Annotated in this window: 40 protein-coding genes; 3 read left to right on the forward strand and 37 right to left on the reverse strand. The window is 38.1% G+C overall.

Annotated features, from left to right (window positions below):
* Positions 1–14: 14 nt before the first annotated feature.
* Positions 15–761, forward strand: coding sequence for a lysophospholipid acyltransferase family protein (locus ACF3OC_RS16185; RefSeq protein WP_392469896.1), 747 nt, complete (start codon positions 15–17; stop codon positions 759–761).
* On the opposite strand, the gene ACF3OC_RS16190 is transcribed toward ACF3OC_RS16185, so the two are convergent.
* The gene (locus tag ACF3OC_RS16190; protein ID WP_392469897.1) at positions 762–1862 is read right to left on the reverse strand and encodes a glycosyltransferase; all 1101 of its coding nucleotides are present in this window, start codon (positions 1860–1862) and stop codon (positions 762–764) included.
* 16 nt (positions 1863–1878) lie between these two features.
* Positions 1879–2853 (reverse strand): lysylphosphatidylglycerol synthase domain-containing protein, encoded by a 975-nt coding sequence (locus ACF3OC_RS16195; RefSeq protein ID WP_094257881.1) that lies wholly within the window; start codon positions 2851–2853, stop codon positions 1879–1881.
* An 87-nt stretch (positions 2854–2940) separates the two neighbouring features.
* Between ACF3OC_RS16195 and ruvC the strand changes: the two genes are divergently transcribed.
* The gene (ruvC, locus tag ACF3OC_RS16200; protein ID WP_392469898.1) at positions 2941–3504 is read left to right on the forward strand and encodes a crossover junction endodeoxyribonuclease RuvC; all 564 of its coding nucleotides are present in this window, start codon (positions 2941–2943) and stop codon (positions 3502–3504) included.
* Here ruvC and ACF3OC_RS16205 read toward each other — a convergent pair.
* A complete protein-coding gene (locus ACF3OC_RS16205) occupies positions 3501–4544 on the reverse strand; it encodes a hypothetical protein (RefSeq protein WP_094257883.1) in 1044 nt (347 codons plus the stop codon). The two genes, ruvC and ACF3OC_RS16205, sit on opposite strands and share 4 nt — an antisense overlap.
* A 378-nt stretch (positions 4545–4922) precedes the next feature.
* On the opposite strand from ACF3OC_RS16205, the gene ACF3OC_RS16210 reads away from it, so the two are divergent.
* A complete protein-coding gene (locus tag ACF3OC_RS16210; RefSeq protein ID WP_093100366.1) occupies positions 4923–5393 on the forward strand; it encodes an Lrp/AsnC ligand binding domain-containing protein in 471 nt (156 codons plus the stop codon).
* A gap of 64 nt (positions 5394–5457) precedes the next feature.
* On the opposite strand, the gene ACF3OC_RS16215 is transcribed toward ACF3OC_RS16210, so the two are convergent.
* The 34 genes from ACF3OC_RS16215 to rplC all read right to left on the reverse strand — a co-directional run bounded on the left by ACF3OC_RS16215 (position 5458) and on the right by rplC (position 25561).
* Entirely contained in the window at positions 5458–6522 is a 1065-nt protein-coding gene (locus ACF3OC_RS16215; protein WP_392469900.1) for a M20 family metallo-hydrolase, read from the reverse strand.
* A complete protein-coding gene (gene proC / locus ACF3OC_RS16220; RefSeq protein ID WP_392469902.1) occupies positions 6515–7315 on the reverse strand; it encodes a pyrroline-5-carboxylate reductase in 801 nt (266 codons plus the stop codon). Before proC ends, ACF3OC_RS16215 begins: the two co-directional genes overlap by 8 nt.
* Before the next feature lie 10 nt (positions 7316–7325).
* Positions 7326–8114 carry an acetylglutamate kinase gene (argB, locus tag ACF3OC_RS16225; protein ID WP_392469904.1) on the reverse strand — a complete coding sequence of 263 codons (789 nt, stop codon included), beginning with the start codon at positions 8112–8114 and terminating at the stop codon, positions 7326–7328.
* Positions 8115–8120: 6 nt separating this feature from the next.
* Positions 8121–9089: an acetylornithine carbamoyltransferase gene (locus tag ACF3OC_RS16230; RefSeq protein ID WP_392469906.1), complete on the reverse strand. Its 969-nt coding sequence runs from the start codon at positions 9087–9089 to the stop codon at positions 8121–8123.
* Positions 9090–9104: 15 nt separating this feature from the next.
* Positions 9105–10238: an aspartate aminotransferase family protein gene (locus tag ACF3OC_RS16235; RefSeq protein ID WP_392469907.1), complete on the reverse strand. Its 1134-nt coding sequence runs from the start codon at positions 10236–10238 to the stop codon at positions 9105–9107.
* A 133-nt stretch (positions 10239–10371) separates the two neighbouring features.
* Positions 10372–11103: a 50S ribosomal protein L17 gene (gene rplQ, locus ACF3OC_RS16240; RefSeq protein ID WP_392469909.1), complete on the reverse strand. Its 732-nt coding sequence runs from the start codon at positions 11101–11103 to the stop codon at positions 10372–10374.
* Positions 11104–11202: 99 nt separating this feature from the next.
* Positions 11203–12195, reverse strand: coding sequence for a DNA-directed RNA polymerase subunit alpha (locus ACF3OC_RS16245; protein ID WP_094257890.1), 993 nt, complete (start codon positions 12193–12195; stop codon positions 11203–11205).
* 77 nt (positions 12196–12272) lie between these two features.
* Positions 12273–12881, reverse strand: coding sequence for a 30S ribosomal protein S4 (gene rpsD / locus ACF3OC_RS16250; protein WP_094257891.1), 609 nt, complete (start codon positions 12879–12881; stop codon positions 12273–12275).
* A 66-nt stretch (positions 12882–12947) separates the two neighbouring features.
* The gene (gene rpsK / locus ACF3OC_RS16255; RefSeq protein WP_094257892.1) at positions 12948–13337 is read right to left on the reverse strand and encodes a 30S ribosomal protein S11; all 390 of its coding nucleotides are present in this window, start codon (positions 13335–13337) and stop codon (positions 12948–12950) included.
* A 10-nt stretch (positions 13338–13347) separates the two neighbouring features.
* The gene (rpsM, locus tag ACF3OC_RS16260; RefSeq protein ID WP_094257893.1) at positions 13348–13725 is read right to left on the reverse strand and encodes a 30S ribosomal protein S13; all 378 of its coding nucleotides are present in this window, start codon (positions 13723–13725) and stop codon (positions 13348–13350) included.
* Positions 13726–13751: 26 nt separating this feature from the next.
* Positions 13752–13868: a type B 50S ribosomal protein L36 gene (gene ykgO / locus ACF3OC_RS16265; RefSeq protein WP_013665024.1), complete on the reverse strand. Its 117-nt coding sequence runs from the start codon at positions 13866–13868 to the stop codon at positions 13752–13754.
* Between the two features lie 43 nt (positions 13869–13911).
* Positions 13912–14130 (reverse strand): translation initiation factor IF-1, encoded by a 219-nt coding sequence (infA, locus tag ACF3OC_RS16270; RefSeq protein ID WP_021071231.1) that lies wholly within the window; start codon positions 14128–14130, stop codon positions 13912–13914.
* A 73-nt stretch (positions 14131–14203) separates the two neighbouring features.
* Positions 14204–14986, reverse strand: a complete 783-nt coding sequence (gene map, locus ACF3OC_RS16275) for a type I methionyl aminopeptidase (RefSeq protein ID WP_392469915.1) — start codon at positions 14984–14986, stop codon at positions 14204–14206.
* Positions 14987–14992: 6 nt separating this feature from the next.
* Positions 14993–16339 carry a preprotein translocase subunit SecY gene (gene secY, locus ACF3OC_RS16280; protein ID WP_094257895.1) on the reverse strand — a complete coding sequence of 449 codons (1347 nt, stop codon included), beginning with the start codon at positions 16337–16339 and terminating at the stop codon, positions 14993–14995.
* Between the two features lie 6 nt (positions 16340–16345).
* The gene (rplO, locus tag ACF3OC_RS16285) at positions 16346–16792 is read right to left on the reverse strand and encodes a 50S ribosomal protein L15 (RefSeq protein ID WP_392469919.1); all 447 of its coding nucleotides are present in this window, start codon (positions 16790–16792) and stop codon (positions 16346–16348) included.
* Between the two features lie 109 nt (positions 16793–16901).
* Positions 16902–17081: a 50S ribosomal protein L30 gene (rpmD, locus tag ACF3OC_RS16290; RefSeq protein ID WP_094257897.1), complete on the reverse strand. Its 180-nt coding sequence runs from the start codon at positions 17079–17081 to the stop codon at positions 16902–16904.
* A gap of 4 nt (positions 17082–17085) precedes the next feature.
* Complete coding sequence (rpsE, locus tag ACF3OC_RS16295) at positions 17086–17604, reverse strand: 30S ribosomal protein S5 (RefSeq protein WP_093100392.1); 519 nt, start codon at positions 17602–17604, stop codon at positions 17086–17088.
* Between the two features lie 12 nt (positions 17605–17616).
* A complete protein-coding gene (gene rplR / locus ACF3OC_RS16300) occupies positions 17617–17970 on the reverse strand; it encodes a 50S ribosomal protein L18 (RefSeq protein ID WP_094257898.1) in 354 nt (117 codons plus the stop codon).
* A gap of 5 nt (positions 17971–17975) precedes the next feature.
* A complete protein-coding gene (gene rplF, locus ACF3OC_RS16305) occupies positions 17976–18530 on the reverse strand; it encodes a 50S ribosomal protein L6 (RefSeq protein ID WP_094257899.1) in 555 nt (184 codons plus the stop codon).
* 18 nt (positions 18531–18548) lie between these two features.
* Positions 18549–18950, reverse strand: coding sequence for a 30S ribosomal protein S8 (gene rpsH, locus ACF3OC_RS16310; protein ID WP_229678329.1), 402 nt, complete (start codon positions 18948–18950; stop codon positions 18549–18551).
* 139 nt (positions 18951–19089) lie between these two features.
* Positions 19090–19359, reverse strand: a complete 270-nt coding sequence (gene rpsN, locus ACF3OC_RS16315) for a 30S ribosomal protein S14 (RefSeq protein ID WP_093100399.1) — start codon at positions 19357–19359, stop codon at positions 19090–19092.
* A complete protein-coding gene (gene rplE, locus ACF3OC_RS16320) occupies positions 19352–19921 on the reverse strand; it encodes a 50S ribosomal protein L5 (RefSeq protein ID WP_094257900.1) in 570 nt (189 codons plus the stop codon). The genes rpsN and rplE overlap by 8 nt, the downstream gene beginning before the upstream one ends.
* Positions 19921–20265 (reverse strand): 50S ribosomal protein L24, encoded by a 345-nt coding sequence (gene rplX / locus ACF3OC_RS16325; RefSeq protein ID WP_094257901.1) that lies wholly within the window; start codon positions 20263–20265, stop codon positions 19921–19923. Before rplX ends, rplE begins: the two co-directional genes overlap by 1 nt.
* A gap of 2 nt (positions 20266–20267) precedes the next feature.
* Positions 20268–20636: a 50S ribosomal protein L14 gene (gene rplN / locus ACF3OC_RS16330; RefSeq protein WP_037498951.1), complete on the reverse strand. Its 369-nt coding sequence runs from the start codon at positions 20634–20636 to the stop codon at positions 20268–20270.
* Entirely contained in the window at positions 20636–20890 is a 255-nt protein-coding gene (gene rpsQ / locus ACF3OC_RS16335; protein ID WP_392469925.1) for a 30S ribosomal protein S17, read from the reverse strand. Before rpsQ ends, rplN begins: the two co-directional genes overlap by 1 nt.
* A 13-nt stretch (positions 20891–20903) precedes the next feature.
* The gene (rpmC, locus tag ACF3OC_RS16340; RefSeq protein ID WP_094257902.1) at positions 20904–21122 is read right to left on the reverse strand and encodes a 50S ribosomal protein L29; all 219 of its coding nucleotides are present in this window, start codon (positions 21120–21122) and stop codon (positions 20904–20906) included.
* A 91-nt stretch (positions 21123–21213) separates the two neighbouring features.
* The gene (gene rplP / locus ACF3OC_RS16345) at positions 21214–21636 is read right to left on the reverse strand and encodes a 50S ribosomal protein L16 (protein WP_094257903.1); all 423 of its coding nucleotides are present in this window, start codon (positions 21634–21636) and stop codon (positions 21214–21216) included.
* 51 nt (positions 21637–21687) lie between these two features.
* The gene (gene rpsC, locus ACF3OC_RS16350; protein WP_094257904.1) at positions 21688–22470 is read right to left on the reverse strand and encodes a 30S ribosomal protein S3; all 783 of its coding nucleotides are present in this window, start codon (positions 22468–22470) and stop codon (positions 21688–21690) included.
* Between the two features lie 11 nt (positions 22471–22481).
* A complete protein-coding gene (gene rplV / locus ACF3OC_RS16355) occupies positions 22482–22913 on the reverse strand; it encodes a 50S ribosomal protein L22 (protein ID WP_094257905.1) in 432 nt (143 codons plus the stop codon).
* 6 nt (positions 22914–22919) lie between these two features.
* A complete protein-coding gene (gene rpsS / locus ACF3OC_RS16360; RefSeq protein WP_002997495.1) occupies positions 22920–23186 on the reverse strand; it encodes a 30S ribosomal protein S19 in 267 nt (88 codons plus the stop codon).
* Positions 23186–24010, reverse strand: coding sequence for a 50S ribosomal protein L2 (gene rplB, locus ACF3OC_RS16365; protein ID WP_093100410.1), 825 nt, complete (start codon positions 24008–24010; stop codon positions 23186–23188). The genes rpsS and rplB overlap by 1 nt, the downstream gene beginning before the upstream one ends.
* Positions 24011–24016: 6 nt before the next feature.
* A complete protein-coding gene (gene rplW / locus ACF3OC_RS16370; protein ID WP_094257906.1) occupies positions 24017–24307 on the reverse strand; it encodes a 50S ribosomal protein L23 in 291 nt (96 codons plus the stop codon).
* A 1-nt stretch (position 24308) separates the two neighbouring features.
* The gene (gene rplD / locus ACF3OC_RS16375; RefSeq protein ID WP_094257907.1) at positions 24309–24938 is read right to left on the reverse strand and encodes a 50S ribosomal protein L4; all 630 of its coding nucleotides are present in this window, start codon (positions 24936–24938) and stop codon (positions 24309–24311) included.
* Positions 24939–24943: 5 nt separating this feature from the next.
* Positions 24944–25561 carry a 50S ribosomal protein L3 gene (gene rplC, locus ACF3OC_RS16380; protein ID WP_094257908.1) on the reverse strand — a complete coding sequence of 206 codons (618 nt, stop codon included), beginning with the start codon at positions 25559–25561 and terminating at the stop codon, positions 24944–24946.
* Between the last annotated feature and the right edge of the window lie 85 nt (positions 25562–25646).

Below are 25646 nucleotides of genomic sequence, written 5' to 3' on the forward strand. Positions count from 1 at the left end.
ATTTTAATTTACACATGAGAAAGTTAATAGGAATTATCCTTACCCCAATATTTTATATCTGTTTTGCATTATCATTATTGATATTCCATCCTATTCAATGGCTATGCTTAAAATTGGGCGGATATGCAGCACATAAAAAAAGCGTGGATATGTTGAATGGTCTTTTGGTTGCTTGTAACTATACCTTATTCAACAGGACTCAATTCATAGACAACAAAAATATCCCGGTTGGAAAACCTGTTGTCTTTATTGCAAATCATCAGAGTACTTACGATATTCCACCATTGATTTACTTCTTAAGAAGATTTCACGGTAAATTTATTTCCAAGATCGAATTAATGACCGCTAATATTCCATCCATTTCCTTTAACCTGAAACACGGTGGAGCAGCCAATATTGACCGTAAGGACCCAAAGCAATCCATTGCTGAAATTCTGAAACTTGCGAATAACATGAAAACTAATAATTGGTCTGCTTTTATTTTCCCTGAGGGTACTCGAACTAAAACAGGCAAAATGAAAACATTCTCTGTGGGGGGAATAGCAACTTTATTGAAAAAGAATCCTGAAGCGTTAGTTGTTCCAATTGCTATTAATGGCTCTTATAAAATGGTGGAATGGGGAATGTTTCCACTAAGACCATTTACGCATATGTCCTGGGAAGTACTGGATCCTATTGACACTACTGGTTTAAATGCAGAAGAAATTGTAAAGAAAGCGGAAGATATGATCCGCGCAAAGGTGAAAGAAGAAAACCTGTAATTATTTTACCGTTCTGCCCTTCCAGTCATATTTACCAATATTCCCAACCACACCTATATAGACAAAATATAGCGAATGGACTATGGTCAACAAAGGTAGACTCCACAGTAATTCCTTGCGATTGACAAAGCTCATTATGGGATATAAAAAAGCTAATTCCACTAAAAATTTCATCATAAACGAGGTAATCACTAACTCGCTGGCATCATAGATTCCCACAAATAGGAATAAAATGCTTAAGAAAAATGAAAGATTGAATAACCAGATGCACACCCCTAATACCACAACTTTCTTATCCTTGTATTTCGTACTTTTTGAAGCCCACCTTTTTCTTTGGCTCAGAAATGATTTTAAATTCTCCTTGGCATCGGTATACACGATTGCTTCCCTGGATTTACAAAATCCTATTCGGTCAGCATACTTTTCAGCTACTTTATGCAATAATAGTTCATCATCTCCAGAAGCTAACTCATCAATCCCTTTAAACCCTCCAATTTCAAAGAATAAGGATTTCCGATAGGCCAAATTCGCACCATTACAGGTTGTAGGATTCCCATTCCCAATACCTGCTGCTCCAAGTCCAATTAAATAAAGAAATTCCAAGGTTTGTAACCTTTCGAAATAAGACTTTTCCTCGTCATAACAAACTGGTGAGGACACCATTAGTTTATCCTGACTTTCCATATATTGAACAATGCTCAAAATCCATTTGGAACCCATCCTGCAATCCGCATCCGTGGTAATAATAATATCTCCTGAAGAAGCGTGAATCGCCTTATTAATCGCAAATTTCTTATAGGAATTCAACTTATTCCCCTCATTCAAGGTGATCAGCTTCACGCCTTGATCAAAATAGCTCGCTACGATCTCTCCCGTTCTATCAGTCGAGTGGTCATCGACAACTATAACTTCTAATAGTTCCTTTGGATATTCTTGATCTACAAGGCAGTTTAATGTTCTTGAAATATTGTTTGCTTCATTTCTAGCGGCGATAATGACGGTGACTTTGGAAACCGGCATTACAGAATCCAAGTGGATGGTAGGTAGCTTCATCCAACCATTCCGCATATAAAGAACCAATACCACATAGATAATGGTCATTATGAAAAGAAAAAAACTAAGATTTATTATCACTGATATAATTCACGTTAAATACAAAAATCGACCCGATGATGGCTGGGAATATGATATTAACAAACCAAACACAGGATACAATAGCCATCACTGCAATTTCTTGGGTCGTAATATACGCATACAAATTGCTAGCTACAAAGCTACGAACACTAAAGTCAAAAATATCTAAGGTAGGAACGGCAGATTGTACAAAAAACATAATGAAAATCATCAATACCATGGAAACAAAAGGTAGTTCAGGTAGGATGACCAACATCAGGATGATATATTGTGACGTAAAAATCGCAAAGCGAAATGCTGCCAATAAAAGCACATAGCCCAATTCCTTGGCAGAAAAGTCTTCCAGAACAGCAAAAAATGGCTTAATTTTCCTTAAGAACTTGACCTTACCAACCAAATAATCCACCCAGGAAACATTGAAATAGAGAACTAGAAATGCGATGGCATATATTATGGCAATCAACCAAACCCCAAAATCTACCGAAGCTGGTGTCTCTAGAAAGGTCGTGACAAACCATGCAATACTCAATGACCCGAAAATACTGGTCAAAACCAATTGGGCAAATAAACCTACGCCCATGGCAACCGCTCCGGTAGCCCGATTTTTTGGCTTCAAAAGCATCACCCTACCCCCATATTCTCCAATCCTATTAGGCGTAAAAATTGCCCAGGTCAATCCGCAAAAAACAGATTTCGTAGCCTTCCATAACCCTAAGGGTTCAATCCGACGACTCAGGTACTGCCACTTCTTAACTTCTAAAAACCAATTGACAAACATCAGAAACACTACCAAAGCCAAAACCAAACGCATTACCAAAGGATCAATCTCCTTGATAAGATGTTCAAATTCCAATAAATTCTTTTGATTATTAACCTTACTGACTACGAACCACATCGCTAGTGCAACAATGGCTACCTTGATCAGTAAATTGAGATATTTTCGTTGTGTCTTCGTCAATTTTATTTAAGAAAGCACAATTTTAATAATTTTTTAATAAATAACCGTTTTTACGATGCAATGTTTAGAAAATCGTATTATTGCAGTATGCAAAAGGAAGCTGCAAAAGAGAGAATTATTTTGGGAATTGACCCCGGAACCGTCGTTTTAGGGTATGGAATTTTAAAGGAGGTAAATAAAAAAATCTCTTTGATCAGTATGGGCGTAATAAAAATGGGGCACTTGGATGATCATGCTTTGAAACTTCAACGGATTTTCAAAAAAACTTCTGCCCTGATTGAGGAATACAAGCCCGACTGTGTGGCGTTGGAGGCACCTTTCTATGGAAAAAACATTCAGGTCATGCTAAAACTAGGTCGTGCACAAGGTGTGGCCATGGCCGCAGCATTGAATGCCGATATTCCAATCTTTGAATATTCGCCTCGAAAAATTAAACAATCTGTAACAGGAAATGGTAACGCAAGTAAGGAACAAGTGGCGGCCATGTTACAAAGCCTCCTAAAATTCAAAGAAACTCCTGAATTTTTAGATGCAACCGACGGATTAGCCGTTGCTGTTTGTCATGCCTTTCAACAAAACCTTGCGGCAGCCGGAAAAAGTTACTCCGGATGGGAAGCTTTTGTAAAAGATAACCAAAAAAGAATCCGTTAAAGCTGAACCTGACGAATTACATTCTTCACATTCAACTCTATGATATCGGTCATGCTCTTGCATTTATAATACAAATCGTTTTCATAATATTTTGCATAACCATCTTTTAATCGGTCGATATTCTCTGGAGTAGATAATTGTTGCGTACTGGAGGCATCCCGAAGATCCTTAATCCGATGTCTTTCACTTCTTACTCGATGTACAATGGATGAACGTTCCTCCTGTTGATATTGTAAGACCGTCTTTTCATTTAAATATTCCATCGAAAGCTTGACGTAAGGAAAATTCTCCTTAAAGAACTGAGGAAGATAAACTTTGATATTTCCTTCATAAAATTGTTGGTCAAAATCAATGGCACGGATCCTAAATTGGAAATCATCAAAATCCGGGGTGATTTGCATTACAAAATTATAAGCTCGCATATCCCCCAACATCGAGATAACACAGCGTTCGTTAAATTTCACAAATTCCTTGGCTATACGCGTTTGATTATAATCCTCCGTATCCATTCTGGTCTTGGCGAAGGTATCCCCTGGAATACCAACAATATGTTCCTCTACTAGTGTTTCTCGGTCATATAAATAATTTACCTGATTGGGTGATAGAATCTCCTCCAACTCCAATCCATAGATTCGAGAGGCATCCGCTTGCTTGATATAGAAATAATCATAAACATCATTTAAGCGATTGACAATCTTGATTCGAAAGGGGTGTGTATTCCCAAAAGCACAAAACTCGATTTTCTCAATGACTTTATGCTGAACAATCCTCGTATTTCCAGATGCTTTTAACTGGGCATATACTATTTTCAACTGATCATACAAGGTATCCTGAACATGTGGTGGATACAATGGTATTTCCCAAAGGGTATCATTGCCAAATTTATCTAAAGATGGGATAGTTTCCTGAAAACTTAAAAGATCGGAGTACGCCAAAGGCAATTTGCCATCACGTTGATAAGCTTTTAAATATTTCAGCAATCCCGGACCCACTGGAAATATAGGCTTCTTACGGGAAATCTTTACATCTTCTTCTTTCATAACATGCTTTCTGTTCGAAATCTAAAGTACGAAAAATACTCGTTCTATACATCAATGATAAAATGTTAAAAAAAATGACGTAATTTTACCATTTGATTATTAATTTAACAATAATTGTTGTTATTTTTGAAAAATTAGAAAATAGAATATTTTATTTGAAAGGCTTATAAATGGAAGAAGTTCCCCGGGCGAGGAACTTCAACGCTAACCAATTATAAACCTATGTTATTTTGAGGGAAGTAATTTGCAAATTTTATTGTTTTTTACTTCGTTTGTTAAAACAAATTTAATTTTTATTGGAAATAAATAGAAATTTATTTGATTTTTTTAGATATTTTTAAAAATCATAACACAAATTAATACATTAATACCATTTTTATGGAAAAAAACTATTCAAATTACGATTTAGACAACCTTGATGTTCAAATTTTATCCATTTTAATGGAAGATGCTTCAATTCCATACACCGAAATCGCTAAAAAACTTATAGTTTCTGGCGGAACCATTCATGTTCGCATGAAAAAGATGGAAGAATTGGGGATAATTAGAGGTTCAAACCTAATAATTAACCCTCAAAAGGTGGGTTTTGACATCACAGCCTTCTTAGGAATCTATTTAGAGAAGGGTTCTCAGTATGCAGATGCCGTGGAACAACTAAAACAAGTAAAAGAGGTAGTAGAATTACACTATTGTACTGGTCAATATAGTATGTTTGCTAAAATCATCTGTAAAGACACTTCTCACTTACGTAAGGTTTTGAATGAAGACATCCAAGGATTGAAAGGTATCCAACGTACGGAAACCATTATTTCACTAGAAGAGAGCATCAAAAGACAGATCACTTTATAATAAAAGTCGATCTATTTTAAAACAACGAATTAAACATAAAAAAAGCGGGTTTAACCCGCTTTTTTTATATAATACCTTTTAATAAATCAATATAATACCGAATTCCGGCATCTATTTCATCTAAATATATAAATTCATCAGCCGTATGTGATCGTGCTGAATCCCCAGGACCTGTTTTTATCGAAGGAATGGATAATATCGCCTGATCACTCATCGTTGGACTTCCATATAGCTCCTTGCCCAATCGAATGCCCGATTGTACAATAGGATGGTCAACCGAAATCGAGGATGGATTCAAGCGTGTGGACCGAGGCTCCACACTTGACCTTACATGCTCACGAATGATCGCCAAAACCTCCAAGTTTTGGTAAACATCCGTAGTCCGAACATCAACCACATATTTACAACTTGCTGGAACTACATTATGTTGGGAACCCGCTTCTATCATGGTTACACTCATTTTCACTGGTCCAAGAAACTCAGATTGTTTTGGAAATTGAAAGGTCTGAAACCAATTGATATCATTGATTGCCTTGTAAATAGCGTTCTCTCCTTCTTCGCGAGCTGCATGTCCGGATTTCCCAATCGCCTCGCAATCCAAAACCATCAACCCTTTCTCAGCAACGGCCAGGTTCAACAAAGTCGGTTCGCCGATGATGGCGAAATCACAAGGTTGGATATGTTTATAGGCCTCTTCTAACCCTCCCTTACCTGATACTTCTTCTTCAGAAGATGCTACCAGACAGAGATTGAAAGGAAGATCTTGTTCTTCATAGAAATACCGAAAAGCAGCAATTAAGGAAACTAAACAACCGCCAGCATCGTTACTCCCTAAGCCATACAATTTTCCATCCTCGACAACAGGTTCAAATGGATTTTTGCTATAGCCTGGATTAGGCTTAACTGTATCATGATGGGAATTTAACAGAACATAAGGCTTGGAAGGGTCCGAAAAGCGATTATAGGCAATCACATTATTCCCTACTCGCTCGGTACTTATACCATGGTCCTGTAAAAAATTGGATAATAATAGAGCCGTTTGATCTTCTTCCCGACTGAAAGACTGGGTTTCAATCAAACGCTTCAATAAGGAGGTGCTCTCCTCTATCAATTGCTCAATATTAGTCATTATATAAACCTCCAGCTTTTTTCGCTGACAACTTGATGCCTTTGATAAATGCAGAACTAAAGCCATTATGCTCCATCTCATTTAATCCGGCAATGGTACATCCCTTTGGAGAGGTTACTTTATCTATTTCGCTTTCTGGATGGGTTTCCATCTGCAATAAAAGGTCTGCAGCACCCTTAGCGGTTTGGATTGCCATTTTTAAGGCATCATGCGCATGAAACCCAATTTCTACGCCTCCTTGTGAGGCTGCACGAATGCTTCTCAGAAAAAAGGCTATTCCACAAGCACATAAAGCAGTCGCTGAAGTCATCAGATCTTCATTGATAACAACGACTGAACCAACGGATTCAAAGATGACCGAAACCTCCTGAACCTTATCCTCGGGTGCATTGTCACTTGCAATACAAGTCATGGATTGACCAATCGCAATGGCAGTGTTTGGCATGGCACGGATAACAATTTTATCTTGACCTAATACATCTTTGATATCCTGGCAAGAAACCCCGGATACAACCGAAATAATAGTCTGTTCTGGAGACAAAACGGGAGCAAGCTCATCCATAACTTTACGGATCTGTTGTGGCAAAATAGCCAAAACAATAAATTCCGCTCCCTGAATAGCTTCAGGATTGGAATCACTTACATTATATCCTGCTTCTTGCTCTGAAGTCAAAGAAGCTAGATTCCTCCGAGTAATGGTTATTTCATTAGACTTACAATAGGAAGTTTGTACCAAGCCTTTTGCAAGTGACAAACCTATATTCCCGCCTCCAATAATTGTTATCTTATTCATTATATTTCGTTTAGGCTATTAAACAAGTCCCAAATTTACGCTGTTGAAACAAATGAAGGTTACTTGCATGTCCAATATAAACATTGCTTACACCTCTTGAAATCGCCTCAAATGCATTGTATAATTTAGGAATCATACCATCATGAATGGTCTTACTTTCTTTCAAACGCTCAAATTCTCCTGCTCGGATGGTTTCAATTACCGATTGATCATCATTCACATCCAATAAAACCCCATTCTTATCAAAACAGTAAATTAGAGATACTTCATATAACTTGGTCAAAGCCACGGCTAAGGATGAAGCAATCGTATCTGCATTGGTATTCAATAGCTGACCACTTCCATTATGGGTAATTGCTGAAAATACAGGGATAAACTCTGCTTCCAACAATTTTTTGATCGCTAATGAATCAATTGAATCCGCAAGGATATCACCTACAAAACCATAGTCAATTTCCTTGACAGGTCTCTTGATAGCTTTGATTACATTCGCATCCGCTCCACATAATCCAATAGCATTGCAGTTATGTTTTTGAAGGGAGGCAACGATGTTTTTATTGGTTAATCCAGCATAAACCATGGTTACCACATCCAGCATTGGGGCATCGGTAATCCGACGTCCTTCAACCATTTTTGCTTCGATGCCCATATCAGAAGCGATACGGGTAGCAATCTTGCCCCCACCATGCACCAGGATCTTTCGACCAGGCAAGGCTGAAAATTTCTCTAAAAACTCCTCTAACTGCTCCGGGTTGTCTATTACATTCCCGCCAATCTTAATAATATTTAATACCGACATATGTCCTTAACTATCCCTCAGCTCTTCTAACATTCTTTTTAATACTACTTGGGCTGCCCAAACTCGATTACTAGCCTCTTTAATAACTAGTGAATTTGGTCCATCCAAAATCTCCGATGATAACTCCAGATCTCTACGAACTGGAAGACAGTGCATCACCTTTGCATCATTGGTCAATTTAAGTTTTTCATTGTCCATCAACCAATTCTCCTGTACTGGATAAACTGCGCCATACTCCTTATAGGAAGACCAGTTCTTCACATATACAAAATCCGCCCCCTGCAAGGCTTCATCCAAATTTGTTGTGATATGTGCGCCTTCAGTAAATTCTTCAGATAACTCATATCCTGCTGGCTGAGCAATTGTAAAATCAACCAAGCCTTCTGCTTGAGCACGACTCATCCACTCTGCAAATGAATTAGGAACCGCTTGAGGCAAAGCTTTCACATGCGGTGCCCATGCCAATACCACTTTTGGCTTTTCAGTCTTTTTATATTCGCTGATCGTAATCAAATCCGTCAAACTTTGTAATGGATGCCTGGTTGCACTTTCCAAGGATACTACTGGAACTGCACAATATTTGATGAACTTATTGAATAGATCTTCGGAGTAGTCCGCTTCCTTGTCTTTTAACGTTGGAAAGGAACGTAATCCTAAAATATCACAATACTCTCCCATTACAGCGGCAGCTTCACGAATATGTTCTACAGTGGTACCATTCATTATCACACCATCTCTGGTCTCTAATGCCCAACCATCCTTATCCATATTCATCACCATGACATTCATGCCAAGATTCATACCTGCCTTTTGCGTACTCAAACGAGTTCGTAAACTAGGATTCAAAAATACTAATCCCAGCATTTTATGTTTTCCTAATGATTCATGAGCATGGGGATCTGCCTTTAACGTTAATGCCTCGGACACAATACCCTTCAGATTATCTACGTCTGCTACGGAAAAAAACTTCTTCATTTAATCTTATGATTTTTATGCTTTTAATCTCTCTTCAAAAGCAGTTAAAAATTGATCAGCAATCTTTTGTGTTATATTCAAGGCCGGCAACAAACGAATAACATTTGGCTTAGCCTCTCCTGTAAATATCTTATTTTTTAACAATAAATCTTTCTTAACATGTCCTAATTCGGTAGGCAATTCAATCCCGATCATTAACCCTCTTCCTCTCACCTCCAAAACTTGATCAAATTTGTTCAACTCTTGAATCAAATAATCTCCAACTTTTGCAGCATTTTCCATAAGATTATCTTGTTTGATAATATCTAAAACTGAAACTGCAGCAGCACATGCTAAATGGTTACCGCCAAAGGTGGTCCCTAATAATCCAAAGGATGCTTTGAACTTAGGCGAAATAGCAATTCCTCCAATCGGAAAACCATTCCCCATCCCCTTTGCCATGGAATAGATATCTGCTTCTACTCCTGAATAGTCATGCGAGTAAAAACTTCCGGTACGACCATATCCGCATTGAACCGAGTCTGCGATAAATACAGAGCCATATTGATCACATAAGTTACGGATCAACTTCAAGAATGGAACGGAAGCCTCACGAATACCACCAACACCTTGAATTCCTTCAATGATGACAGCAGCGATTTCTTCAGCATATTCTTTGAAAGCTTTCTCCAAGGCTTCTTCATCATTGAATGGAAGGAAGATCACATTGTCTGTCTCATTCACTGGAGCTACGATACTAGGATTATCTGTAGCAGCAACTGCCAGAGAGGTTCTACCATGGAAAGCTTTTGAAAAGGCAATTACTTTTTTACGACCCGTATGAAAGGATGCTAATTTTAAGGCATTTTCATTTGCCTCAGCACCTGAATTACAAAGAAACAAGGTATAATCCGCCTTTCCAGACACTTCACCTAATTGCTTTGCTAATTGTTGTTGAATTGGAATTAATACCGAGTTGGAATAAAATCCAATCTTGTTCAATTGCTCGGTAAGACTTTTAACATAGTGGGGATGTGTATGACCTATAGAAATTACAGCATGCCCTCCGTATAAATCTAGATATTCTGTTCCTTGTTCGTCCCAAACGGTCGAGCCAAGTGCTCTTACGATATTGATTGGGGTTACAGGATATACATTAAACAGTTCCATGTAATGAAAATAATTATGCTAAAGTTTAGTTTTTCAAATGTACAAATAAATAAAGAGCTGAACTTACTTAAAAACGCTATAAAATAAAAAAGTCCTCTTGGATAAGAGGACTTTTCTATGATTCGTTTAAAGATTATTCATCAACTTTTTTTCCACCGTCTAATTCGGCTTTAAGTTTTTCTAATTCTTCAAATTTACCATCTGCAGCTAATTGTGCTTGTTCAGCCCAAGTAGTTGGATCTGCAGTGTTAAAGTTAGAACCAGCTTCAGTTAAGATTTCTTTAACTTTCTCAGCATCAGTTTTAGCTAAGTCAGCGTAAGTTGCAATACCAGCAGCTGCTAATACTTCTGCAATCTTAGGACCAATACCTTCAACAATAGTTAAATCATCGCCAGCTTTCTCAGCTTTTGCCTCTTTTGATTCAGTTGTTGTAGTAGCTTTTTTCTTAGATGAACCACGACGTCGAGTAGATTTTTTCTCAGTTTGAGCAGTTTTACCGTAGATTTCGTTGTAATCAACTAATTCGATAAATGCCATTTCTGCGTTATCACCCAAACGATTCTCTAATTTAATGATACGAGTGTAACCTCCTGGACGTGATGCAACTTTTTCTGAAATCTCGCGGAACAAGATTGTCACTGCATCTTTGTCTTTCAAGTAAGCGAATACCGTACGACGTGAGTGTGTAGTGTCGTTTTTAGATTTTGTAATCAAAGGCTCCACATAAGTACGCAATGCTTTTGCTTTCGCTAAAGTCGTTGTAATACGTTTGTGTTTGATCAATGAAGTCGCCATATTAGCTAACATCGCCTTACGGTGACTGTCAGTGCGGCCTAAGTGATTTACTTTTTTTCCGTGTCTCATTTTTTAATTTGATTTTGTGCGTACCGTTCTTTTTCTAGTGACCGAATGTCATATACTTCGGAGGAATTACGCAACAGGTCGCTTATTATTATTTAATTATTATTCTTCGTCCAACTTGTATTTAGACAAGTTCATTCCAAATGATAAACCTTTTGATTTCACTAGCTCTTGAATTTCGCTCAATGATTTTTTACCAAAGTTGCGGAATTTCAACATATCAGCTACATCATAGGTAACTAATTCAGCTAATGTACGAATGTCAGCAGCTTTCAAACAGTTCAATGCACGAACTGAAAGATCTAAATCCACTAATTCTGTTTTCAAGATCTTACGCATGTGTAAAATCTCTTCATCAACAACTTTAGTTTCTTCTTTAGTTTGTGACTCTAACAACATATTCTCATCTGAGAACAACATGAAGTGTTGAATCAAAATCTTAGCTGCTTCTTTCAAAGCATCTTCTGGATGAATAGAACCATCAGTAGAAATATCTAACAACAATTTCTCGTAGTCAGTTTTTTGTTCTACACGGTAGTTCTCAATGGTATATTTTACATTCTTGATTGGAGTATAGATTGAATCAATCGCGATTACTCCAACAGGACCATCAACCACTTTATTTTCTTCTGCATTTACGTATCCACGGCCTTTTGCAACTGATAATTCAACTTCTACAGTCACTGAACTATCCATGTTACAGATTACCAAATCAGGATTCAATACAGTAAAATTATTGGAAAATTTCGTTATATCACCAGCTGTAAATTGATCTTGACCATTGATAACTACAAAGATCTTCTCGCTATCGCCTTGCTCACCTGATTTCTTAAAACGAACTTGTTTCAAGTTCAAGATGATTTCAGTAACGTCTTCTACCACGCCTTTAATCGTAGAGAATTCGTGCGAAACGCCTGAAAATCTTACCGACGTAATTGCATATCCTTCTAAAGAGGACAATAAAATACGGCGTAAAGCATTACCAATAGTAACTCCAAAACCTGGCTCTAGTGGACGAAATTCAAAGGTACCATCAAAATCAGTTGATTTCTGCATGATAACTTTATCCGGTCTTTGAAATGCTAAAATTGCCATTTATGTTCTTTTAAGTTTATTTACTATTTATGAAAACAACAACATGCATCTATGACAATGCATGTTGTTATTAATTATTATTTAGAGTACAACTCTACAATTAAGTTCTCTTTAATGTTTTCTGGAATATCAGCACGCTCTGGGTAACTTACGAAAGTTCCTGTTAGTTTGTCTGAATCCCAATCCAACCAGCTGAATTTGTTGATTTTTCTTCCAGCTACTGAAGTTACAATCGCTTCTAACGACTGAGAACGCTCGCGAACTGAAATTACATCACCTGGGCGGATACTGTATGATGGAATGTTAACTACTTGTCCGTTAACAGTAATATGCTTGTGCGAAACTAATTGACGTGCAGATGAACGTGTAGGAGCAATGCCTAAACGGTAAACGATGTTATCTAAACGTGCTTCTAATAATTTCAAGAAGTTTTCACCTGTAACACCTTGTTTTGCTGCAGCCTTAGCAAATAAGTTAGCGAATTGACGCTCTAATACACCGTAAGTGTATTTTGCTTTTTGCTTTTCTAACAACTGAATTGCGTATTCAGATTGTTTTCCTCTTCTTTTTGATGGTCCATGTTGACCAGGAGGATAATTCTTTTTTTCTAATGCCTTATCTGGGCCGAAAATTGGCTCTCTAAATTTACGAGCTATTTTGGACTTAGGTCCTGTATATCTTGCCATTTCTGATTCTGTTTGAAGTATCTATCAGCCTATAACTGATGAATCTTATCTTAAACAAATTTGTTATTAAACTCTTCTGCGTTTTGGAGGACGACAACCATTGTGTGGAAGTGGAGTGATATCCTTAATGGTAGTTACGTCGATACCAATTGTTTGCAATGAACGGATAGCGGATTCACGACCTGCTCCCGGACCTTTTACGAATACTTCAACTTTACGCAATCCTAAATCATGTGCAACTTTACCACAGTCTGATGCAGCTTGTGATGCAGCGTATGGAGTGTTCTTTTTAGAACCTTTAAAGCCCATTTTACCAGCTGATGACCATGAAATTGTTTGACCTTGATTGTTAGTCAAAGTTACGATAATGTTGTTAAAAGTAGCGTTGATATGAGCTTGTCCTACAGGCTCGATAACTACGATACGTTTTTTAGTAACTTTTTTACTTTTAGCCATTTCTTACTTATTATTTAGTAGCTTTTTTCTTGTTTGCAACTGTTTTACGTTTACCTTTTCTTGTACGTGAATTGTTCTTCGTACGTTGTCCACGAACTGGTAAATGCTTACGGTGACGTAGGCCACGGTAACATCCGATGTCCATTAAACGTTTAATGTTCAATTGAACCTCTGAACGCAAAGCGCCTTCTACCTTAATCTCATCATTGATGATTGTACGGATAGCTGCTAATTGATCATCATTCCATTCTTGTACTTTAACATCTTGACTGATGCCTGCTTTTTCTAGGATGTAAGCAGCAGTAGAACGACCAATACCAAAAATATAGGTAAGGCCAATGATGCCTCTTTTGTTTTTAGGTAAATCTATACCTGAGATCCTTGCCATATAATATTTTAAGCGATTATTTAAAATTAACCTTGACGTTGTTTAAACTTCGGGTTCTTTTTATTGATTACAAATACTTTTCCTTTACGACGGATAATCTTACAATCCGCACTACGTTTTTTTATTGATGCTCTAACTTTCATTACAGTAATTTTTTAAAAGCTATTTTATTGAAGAAACTTACGTTTATTTATAGCGGTATGTAATTCTTCCTTTTGTTAAATCATATGGTGACATTTCTAACTTCACTTTGTCACCTGGTAATATCTTGATATAATGCATGCGCATCTTACCAGAAATATGTGCAATTATTTCATGCCCATTTTCTAATTCTACACGAAACATCGCGTTAGATAACGCTTCTTTGATTATGCCGTCTTGTTCAATCGAGGCTTGTTTAGCCATATAATCTCGTATTTTAAATGATGATATACCCGCAAACAGGAGTGCAAAGATAAATAAAATAATTGAATACCAACTACTTTTTATTTAAAACTTTCTCAATCGCGTCAAAATTCAATAACACATCCGGAGTACCTTTCTGAATCGAAACCATCTGTTCGAAATGCGCCGAAAGCTTTCCATCAACTGTACTCACTGTCCATCCGTCATCCCAAAACTTAACCCCTGCCTTGCCGGCATTGATCATTGGCTCAATACAGATCACCAATCCTTCTTCCAACTTCGGCCCTGAACCACGTTTCCCGTAATTCGGAACCTCCGGTTTCTCGTGTAAATGAAATCCAACTCCATGACCAACCAGTTCCCGAACAATACCATAACGATATGGTGCTACATATTCTTGAACGGCAGCCGAGATATCTCCTACTCGCTTGCCCGCGATTGCTTGTTCGATTCCTGCTTGTAATGATCCTTTTGTTACTTCTAACAATTGTTTCGCTTCTTCAGAAATCTCACCGACAGCAAACGTATATGCAGAATCACTAATAAAACCATTCAAATTCACACCACCATCTACCGTAACGATATCCCCATCTTTCAAAACATAATCACTTGGAAATCCATGAACAACTTGGTCGTTCACTGAAATACATAATGAATAAGGGAATCCTTGGTAATTTAAAAATGCTGGGGTTCCTTTATGGTCCTTAATAAAGTCGAAGGCAAATTTATCTAATGATAAAGTCGTAATCCCCGGCTTTACTAATCCTGCAATTTCAGCAAGTAATTGCGAGAGTACATTTGCTGACTCTCGCACTTGCTCAATTTCATCTGCTGTTTTATAATATACTTTAGACATTCAAAATTATAATGCGGATTGATCATAGCCTTCAACAGTAGTAGCAGTGCTTCTACCTTTTACACGACCTGTTTTCATCAATCCATCATAATGACGCATTAACAAATGACTCTCAATTTGCTGAATTGTATCTAGAACAACACCTACTAAAATTAATAAAGAGGTACCACCATAGAAATGTGCAAATTGATTATTTACTCCAAATAATGTTGCAATTGCTGGCAAAATCGCAATGATCGCCACAAATACAGCACCAGGGAAGGTAATATGTGATATTACGTTGTCGATAAACATGTTGGTCTCATAGCCTGGTTTGATACCTGGAATAAAACCACCGTTCTTCTTCATGTCCTCTGACATCTGTTGAGGGTTAACCATGATCGCCGTATAGAAGAAAGTAAACGCAATAATCAATAATGCGAATACAACATTATACGTTACGGAAGTATAGTTACTCAATGAATTCAAAAAGTCAGATTGAACATTCGGGAAGAATTGTGTCAACGACATCGGTAAAAACATAATCGCCTGCGCGAAAATGATTGGCATTACACCCGCCGCATTTACCTTTAAAGGAATGTATTGACGCACACCACCAATCTGTTTGTTTCCTACAATTTTCTTCGCATACTGCACAGGGATCTTACGAACACCTTGTACAACTAAAATCGTGAAGATCACAACGAAGAATAAGGCAACAAACTCCAATAACAATGGAATAGGACCACCACCACTTGGGCTCATTCTGGATGCCCATTCTGCAGTAATACCTGCAGGAAGCTGAGCAATAATACCAGCCATAATGATTAATGAAATACCATTACCAATTCCTTTATCGGTAATCTTTTCACCTAGCCACATCACAAACAATGTACCCGCTGTCAATACGACTGCAGATAGGATAGAGAACATCGGATCCGCAATGGTTTTCGCTTCTGGACCAATTTGGGTCTTAACATAAGCTACTGCCTGAACTAAAGTAATCGCAACGGTTAAGTAGCGAGTAATGTTGTTCATTTTCTTACGGCCAGATTCTCCTTCTTTCTGCATCTTTTGAAAAGCAGGAACAGCAATCCCCAATAGCTGAACTACGATAGATGCCGAGATATAAGGCATTACACCAAGAGCAAAGATCGCTGCACGCGAGAAGGAACCTCCCGCAAACATATTGATCAAGTTCATGATGTCATTACCACCTTCTCTGTTTATTACCAACGCTTCTGGATTGACACCTGGTAAAACCACGTGACAACCAACGCGGTATATTAAAAGAAATAGAATCGTATTAAGAATACGATTACGTAATTCTTCTATCTTCCATATATTGGTTAAGGTTGTGATTAGTTTCTTCATGTATTATTACAATTTAACGATAGAACCACCTGCTGCTTCAATTGCTTTTTGTGCTGAAGCTGAAAATGCATGGGCCTTTACTTCTACTTTTGCGGTGAACTCACCACGACCTAAGATCTTGATTAAGTCATTTTTTGAAACTAATCCGTGCTCTTTCAAAGTATCGAAATCTACAGTGGTTAACCTGAATTTCTCAACGATAGCTTGTAAAACATCTAAGTTAACACCTACATATTCTACACGGTTGATGTTCTTAAAACCAAATTTAGGCACACGACGTTGAAGAGGCATTTGACCACCTTCGAAACCGATTTTCGTAGAGTTTCCTGAACGAGATCCTGCTCCTTTGTGACCACGAGTAGAGGTACCACCACGGCCAGATCCTTGTCCACGACCAATACGTTTTTTAGTTTTAATTGAACCAGATGCTGGTTTTAGATTACTTAAGTTCATTTTTAATCAAATTGTGCTACGCCTTCGCTCTCACTAAACAGGCCATAGCATTCCATAAATTTATTAACAAAGAATGGAAAGGAAGTGAGCATCCTTTCCATCTATTTTATTAAATAGTCTCTACAGCGACTAAGTGGTTCACTTTACGAACCATACCAATGATGGCTGCTGTAGCTTCAACTTCTACCGAATGATTGATTTTTTTCAAACCTAATGCTTCGATAGTTTTCTTTTGGCGCTCGCTTCTGTCGATAACGCTCTTTATCTGGGTGATTTTAATTTTTGCCATGATATTAACCGTTAAATACTTTGTTTAAATCGACACCACGTGTTTGCGCTACTGTATAAGCGTCACGCATATTAGCTAATGCATCAATCGTTGCTTTTACCACGTTGTGTGGGTTAGAAGAACCTAATGATTTTGCTAATACGTCTGTAATGCCTGCAGACTCCAATACCGCACGCATAGCACCACCTGCTAATACTCCGGTACCACTTACAGCTGGTTTAATTAAAACTGAACCACCTGAATATTTACCGTATTGCTCATGAGGTACTGTACCTTTGATAATAGGAACTTTTACTAAGTTTTTCTTTGCATCATCGATACCTTTAGTGATAGCTTCAGTAACCTCTTTAGCTTTTCCTAATCCGTATCCTACGATACCATTTTCGTCTCCAACTACTACAATAGCTGAAAAACTGAAAGTACGACCACCTTTGGTCACCTTGGCTACGCGTTGGATGCTTACTAAGCGATCTTTTAATTCAATTTCGCTTGATTTTACTCTTTTAATATTGCTTAATGCCATTTTTTTCTTTAATTAAAAGTCTAAACCGCCTTCGCGAGCACCTTCAGCCAATGATTTGATACGGCCATGGTATAAGTACCCATTACGGTCAAAAACTACTTTGCTAATTCCTGCTGCAACCGCTTTCTCAGCAACTAATTTACCTACTTCTTTCGATTGATCTACTTTGTTACCTGAACCAGCAAATTCTTTTGATAAAGTCGATGCTGATGCTAATGTTTTACCAGTAGTATCGTCAATGATCTGAGCGTAGATACCTTTGTTACTTCTAAAAACCGTCAAACGAGGACGTTCAGTTGATCCAGCCAGGTGTTTTCTAATTCCTTTTTTGATTCGCTCTCTGCGAGTTGATTTAATTCCTGCCATGGTTATTATTTTTTAGCTGATTTACCTGCTTTTCTTCTTAATACTTCACCTGCAAACTTGATACCTTTACCTTTGTATGGCTCTGGCTTACGGAAGCTACGGATTTTCGCCGCTACTTGACCGATCAATTGTTTGTCGATAGATTCTAAAGTGATAGTTGGGTTTTTACCCTTATCAGCAGTTGTGGTTACTTTAATTTCCTCTGGCAATACGAATACAATCTGGTGAGAGAAACCTAAGGTTAGCTCTAGCGTATTACCGTTGTTTGCAGCACGGTAACCAACACCAACTAATTCTTGGGTAGTTTTGTATCCCTCGGTTACACCTACAACCATATTGTTCAATAGGGCGCGGTATAAACCATGTAATGCTTTGTGTTTCTTTTGTTCTGTTGAACGTGACACAACGATATTACCTTCTTCTTGTGAAACGGTAATGTCGCGGTCTACTTGTTGTGTTAATTCACCTTTAGGGCCTTTAACAGTTACCAGATTCTTATCTGAAACTGTTACCGTTACACCAGAAGGTATAGCGATAGGCGCTTTTCCAATTCTTGACATTCTGTGCTTTCTCCTAGATTAATAAATGTAACATAAAACCTCTCCACCAACGTTTTGAACGGCAGCTTCTTTGTCTGACATTACTCCTTTCGAAGTAGACAAAATCGCAATTCCTAAACCGTTTAATACACGAGGGATGCTGTCAACACTTGCATACTTTCTTAAACCAGGTTTACTCACACGTGTCAATGTGCGAATAGCCGGTACTTTGCTAATTGGGTGGTATTTCAAAGCAATCTTGATTGAACCTTGAGGACCTTCTTCAATAAATTTGTAGTTAGCAATGTAACCTTTGTCGAAAAGAACTTTTGTGATTTCTTTTTTAAGGTTCGATGCAGGAATTTCAACAACCCTGTGGTTGGCCTTAATGGCATTCCTTACTCGGGTAAGGTAATCCGCTATTGGATCTGTATTCATTATTGTATAAAAATTATGATAATGGTTTCTATGACTAACCGAAGCCACAGACCTTTTATCGGTTAAAATATTGCAATGCAAAAAAAACCCGATAAACCACTGTTCGTGGTTTATCCGGGCAAAAGTAATTATATTTTTTTGATTACCAAGAAGCTTTTTTCACTCCCGGGATTTTTCCGTCTAAGGCCATCTCACGGAATGTTACACGTGAGATACCAAATTGACGCATATATCCTTTAGGACGACCAGTTAATTTACAACGATTGTGCAATCTTACTGGCGATGCATTTTTTGGTAATTTATCTAGGGCTGCGTAGTCACCTGCTGCTTTTAATGCCGCACGTTTTTCAGCAAATTTAGCCACTAATTTTTGACGCTTAACTTCGCGTGCTTTTAATCCTTCTTTAGCCATTGTTATTCGAATTTTGGTTTTTGAATGGTAAACCGAATTGTTTCAATAATTCTAAAGCTTCGATATCATTCTTAGCTGAAGTTACGAAAGTGATATCCATACCTTGGATCTTGTTAATCTTGTCAATGTTGATCTCTGGGAAGATAATCTGCTCAGTAATACCTAAGTTGTAGTTACCATGTCCGTCAAATCCTTTATCGTTGATTCCACGGAAGTCACGAATACGTGGTAAAGAAACCGCGATTAAACGATCTAAGAATTCAAACATATTGTTGTCACGTAATGTTACGCGAGCTCCAATAGGCATTCCTTTACGCAATTTGAAGTTCGAAATATCTTTCTTAGATTTTGTAGATACAGCTTGCTGACCAGTAATTGTTGTTAACTCAGTAATCGAGTTATCAATTAATTTCTTGTCTGCTGTAGCTGCTCCAATACCTTGAGATACTACGATTTTCTCTAGCTTAGGAACTTGCATAACACTCTTATACTGGAATTTTTCCTTAAGCGCTGTACGGATCTCTTCCGCATATTTCGCTTTTAATCTTGGTACGTAAGTCATTATTTAATTTCCTCCCCTGATTTTTTTGCGTAACGAACTATTTTACCATCTGCATTAACTTTACGTCCAACACGAGTAGGATTACCTGTCTTAGGATCGATTAAAGCTAAGTTTGAGATGTTAATTGCAGCTTCTTTCTCGATGATACCACCGTTAGGATTTGCTGCACTTGGTTTAGTGTGTTTTTTCACTTTGTTAGCGCCTTCAACAATCGCTCTGTTAGTATCAGCAATAACTTCTAATACTGTACCTTGCTTACCTTTAGAGTTACCAGCGATAACTTTCACTAAATCTCCTCTCTTGATCTTAATCTTGGGAGTAGTTTTGTTTGTTTTTTGTGCCATAATTATAAAACCTCCGGTGCTAATGATACAATTTTCATGAACTGTTTCTCACGCAACTCTCTAGCTACTGGGCCAAAGATACGTGTTCCACGTGGCTCATCATTATTATTTAATAATACTGCAGCATTGTCATCAAAACGAATGTAAGAACCATCTTTACGACGGATTTCTTTCTTCGTACGTACCACTACTGCTTTAGAAACTGATCCTTTTTTCACGTTTCCTGAAGGGATAGCGCTCTTTACGGTAACAACAATTTTATCACCGATAGATGCATAACGCTTGCGCGTTCCGCCTAACACACGGATTACTAAAACTTCTTTAGCTCCGCTGTTGTCAGCTACATTTAGTCTTGATTCCTGTTGTACCATTATTTAGCCCTTTCTAAAATTTCTACTAATCTCCAGTTCTTAGTTTTACTCAGCGGACGTGTCTCCATAATTAATACCGTATCGCCGATACCGCAGGTATTTTGTTCGTCATGAGCTTTAAATTTAGTAGTTTTCTTAACGAATTTACCGTAAATAGGGTGCTTTACTTTACGTTCAACAGCCACTACGATAGATTTGTCCATCTTGTTGCTAACTACTAAGCCGATTCTTGTTTTTCTTAAATTTCTGTCCATTTCGACTTTAATTTTATGCCTCAGAGGCTGTTTCAGATTTTGCTGCATTAGTACGCTTAGAAATCTCCGTAGAGATACGAGCGATAGTTCTGCGAGCTGCTTTGATCACGTTTGGATTCTCAATAGCAGAAACAGCATGTGCAAATTTCAATTTGTTTAAGGCAGCTTTCTCTTCTACAAGACGTGCTGTTAAATCCTCAGTTGATAATTCTACGATTTCTGAATTTTTCATTTTTCAATTTGTTGTGCCGGGTTATCGCGAGGTTAAAACCGCCTTACTGGTAACGGCAGTAAGGCTTATCTCTTGACATTACCGACGATTATTATGCTTCAACGTAATCTCTACGTATCACAAATTTCGTTTGAACCGGTAATTTTTGCGCAGCTAAGCGTAATGCTTCTTTCGCGATTTCCAATGGAACGCCTTCTGCTTCAAATAACATACGGCCTGGGCGCACTACCGCTACCCAATATTCTGGAGCACCTTTACCTTTACCCATACGTACCTCTGCAGGCTTCTTCGTAACAGGTTTGTCAGGGAAAATGCGGATCCAAACTTGTCCTTCACGCTTCATATAACGAGTAACCGCAATACGAGCTGCCTCAATCTGACGGCTTGTGATCCATGCTGGTTCCATTGATTTGATACCGAAAGATCCGAAAGCTAATTCCGCTCCACGAGTGGCATTACCCTTCATACGGCCTTTCTGCATCTTTCTGAACTTCGTTCTTTTTGGCTGTAACATGTTCGTATTTTTTTAAATCTGTTAAACAGATAATCTAAATCTTGTTATTAATTAATCTCTTTTACCTCCACGGTTGTTATCACGACGTCCGCCACGGTTTCCACCACGACCTCCGCGGTTGTCACGACGGTTGTTGTTGTCACCACCTTCGTTGCCACCACGTGATTTAACGCCTGACGCTTGACCAATGTTTGGAGATAAATCTCTCTTACCGTAAACTTCACCTTTACAGATCCAAACTTTTACGCCAATTTTACCGTAAGTTGTCAATGCTTCTGCTAATGCATAATCAATATCAGCACGCAATGTGTGTAGAGGAGTTCTTCCTTCTTTGTACTGCTCTGTACGAGCCATCTCAGCACCACCTAAACGACCTGAACACATTACCTTGATACCTTCTGCTCCCATACGCATTGTAGATGCAATCGCAGTTTTCATTGCACGACGGAATGAAATACGTGCCTCTAATTGCTTAGCAATACCTTCTGCAACTAGTTTCGCATCTAACTCTGGACGTTTGATCTCGAAAATGTTGATCTGAACATCTTTCTTAGTTAATTTCTTTAACTCTTCTTTGATCTTATCAACTTCTTGACCACCTTTACCAATTACGATTCCTGGACGTGCTGTGTGGATTGTTACAGTGATACGTTTTAACGTTCTCTCAATAACAACTTTTGCTACACCGCCTTTTGCGATACGTACCGAAAGATATTTTCTTATTTTTTCGTCCTCAACTAACTTATCAGAATAGTTGTTGCCTCCGAACCAATTAGAATCCCATCCTTTGATGATTCCTAATCTGCTACCTATTGGATTTGCTTTTTGTCCCATTCTTAATATTATTAGTTGTTAACGTTATTAATACTATCTACTACCAAAGTTACATGGTTTGAACGCTTACGAATTCTATAACCACGACCTTGTGGCGCTGGACGTAATCTCTTTAATTGACGACCTCCACCTACAGATACTTCTTTAACATACAATCCGCCGTCTTCTACTGAAGAACCTTCGTTTTTAGACTCCCAATTCTTGATTGCTGATAATAATAATTTCTCAACACGAATGGCAGCTTCTTTACCTGTATGTTTTAGAATGTAAAGTGCGTTCTCTACTTTCTGTCCACGGATAAGATCCACTACTAGACGCATCTTACGTGGTGAAGTAGGGCAATTCAATAACTTGGCAGTAGAAGCTCCTCCTACTTGAGCTTTTTCCTGCTCTTTGCGCTGCTTAATTAAAACAGACTTTTTGAGTTTTTTTGTTGCTTCCATTACCTATTATTTTTTCTTTTCTGCGTGGCCTCTGAAAGTACGCGTAGGCGCAAATTCACCAAGCTTGTGACCAACCATATTTTCTGTTACATAAACTGGAATAAATTTATTCCCGTTGTGCACTGCGAAGGTATGACCAACAAAATCAGGTGAAATCATTGATCTGCGTGACCAAGTCTTGATTACTGATTTCTTGTTTGTTTCATTCATAGAAAGAACTTTTCTTTCTAAGTTGTGATCGATATAAGGACCTTTTTTAATTGAACGAGCCATTATTTTTTCCTTCTCTCAATGATGTAACGATTCGATGTTTTCTTCTTGTAGCGTGTTTTGTAGCCTTTAGCTAATACACCTGTGCGTGAGCGTGGGTGACCTCCAGATGAACGTCCTTCACCACCTCCCATAGGGTGATCAACCGGGTTCATCGCAACACCACGAACTCTAGGACGACGACCTAACCAACGTTTACGACCTGCTTTACCTAATACTTGGTTTGCTTTCTCTGCATTCGATACGGAACCGATGGTAGCAACACATGTCAATAAAATCATACGAGTCTCGCCTGAAGGCAATTTGATAATAGCATACTTACCATCACGTGCAGACAATTGTGCATATGTACCTGCTGAACGTGCAATGGAACCACCTTGTCCTGGATTCAATTCAATGTTGTGAATGATAGAACCCAATGGGATGTTTGCCAATGGCATAGTATTACCTACTTCTGGGGCTACTGATTCGCCTGCAATCACTGTTTGACCAACTGTTAATCCAGCTGGAGCAATGATATAACGTTTCTCTCCATCTGCGTAGTGCAATAATGCAATACGTGCAGTACGATTTGGATCATACTCAATGGTAGCAACTTTTGCAGGGATATCTTTTTTATCGCGTTTGAAATCTATTAATCGGTATGATTTTTTGTGTCCCCCACCGATGTAACGCATAGTCATTTTACCGGAGTTATTACGACCACCTGACTTCTTGATGCTAACTACTAATGATTTCTCAGGAACGTTAGTTGTAACGTCTGAATAATCAGCACCTACTCTGAAGCGAGTACCAGGGGTAACCGGTTTGAATCTTTTAACTGCCATTTCTTATTATAGTGTACTGTAAAAGTCAATAGTTTCACCATCTTTAACTGTAATGATGGCCTTCTTATATTTAGGGCTTCTGCCTGATACAAATCCAGCTTTAGTGTAACGGCTTTTCGCCTTACCTGCAACAACTGCTGTGTTAACTGCAACTACAGTCACACCAAACATTTGCTCAACCGCTGTTTTGATTTGAATCTTGTTTGCTCTATGATCTACTTTGAAAGCATAACGGTTTAATTTTTCCGTTAATAATGAAGCTTTCTCAGTTAAAATAGGTTTTTTAATAATTTCCATATTATTTAGCGAATGCTTCCTCCAAAGTTTTAACAGAATCTGCAGTTAACAATAATTTCGTAGCGTTCAATACATCATATGTATTTAAATCTGATGCTACGATAACTTTTGCTTTCTTCAAGTTTCTGCTTGATAAATAAACATTGTTATTGTATGCTGGCAATACTAATAAAGTTTTCTCGTCAGCAAGGTTTAATGCATTAACAAAAGCTAAGTAGTTTTTAGTTTTGATTGAATCGAAGTTAACTTCATCCAATACAACAACATTGTTCTCTTGTGCTTTGTAAGATAATGCTGATTTACGTGCTAATTGCTTTAATTTTTTATTCAATTTGAAGCTATAGTCACGAGGTTGAGGACCGAATACACGACCACCACCATTAAACAATGGAGATTTGATAGAACCCGCACGAGCACCACCTGTTCCTTTTTGTTTGTGTAATTTACGAGTTGAACCCGCAATCTCATTACGTTGTTTTGATTTGTGTGTACCTTGGCGTTGGTTCGCTAAGTATTGTTTCACATCCAAATAGATTGCGTGGTCGCTTGGTGTAACACCGAATACCGACTCAGGAAGCTGCACCTTGGCACCTGTTTCTTTTCCTGATAAATTTAATACTTTAACTTCCATCTCTACTATTTGTCTACGATTACATATGAACCCTTAGCTCCTGGTACGGAACCACTAACAACAATTAGGTTTTGCTCTGGGTAAACTTTCAAAATCTGTAAATTCTGAACTTTTACACGCTCGCCACCTGTACGACCCGCCATACGCATTCCTTTGAATACTCTTGAAGGCCAAGATGAAGCTCCCAATGAACCTGGTGCACGTAGTCTGTTGTGCTGACCGTGAGTCGCACCACCTACACCACCAAAGCCATGACGCTTCATTACACCTTGAAATCCTTTACCTTTGGAAGTACCAACTACATCTACGTACTCGCCTTCTTCAAATAAAGTAACATCAACGATGTCTCCTAGTTCTTTCGCATCTGTAAAAGTTTTGAATTCAACTAGTTTACGCTTAGGACTAACTCCTGCTTTTGCAAAATGTCCTTTTAGAGGAGCGCTCGTGTTCTTTTCCTTAGCATCATCATAGCCAAGTTGAACTGCCGAATAACCATCCTTCTCTTCCGTACGTATCTGCGTAACCACGCACGGCCCAGCCTCGATTACTGTACAAGGGATATTCTTCCCTTCAGCATTGAACAGGCTGGTCATTCCTACTTTTTTACCAATAATTCCTGACATGTTATAAATTAATTAATTAAACGTCCATCGAAGCAGTAGGGCTTCGCTCAAGACACAATTCCCCATTTAGGGACTGCAAAAGTAC

It is taken from the genome of Sphingobacterium cellulitidis (assembly GCF_043187465.1).
Taxonomy (GTDB): Bacteria; Bacteroidota; Bacteroidia; order Sphingobacteriales; family Sphingobacteriaceae; genus Sphingobacterium; species Sphingobacterium cellulitidis.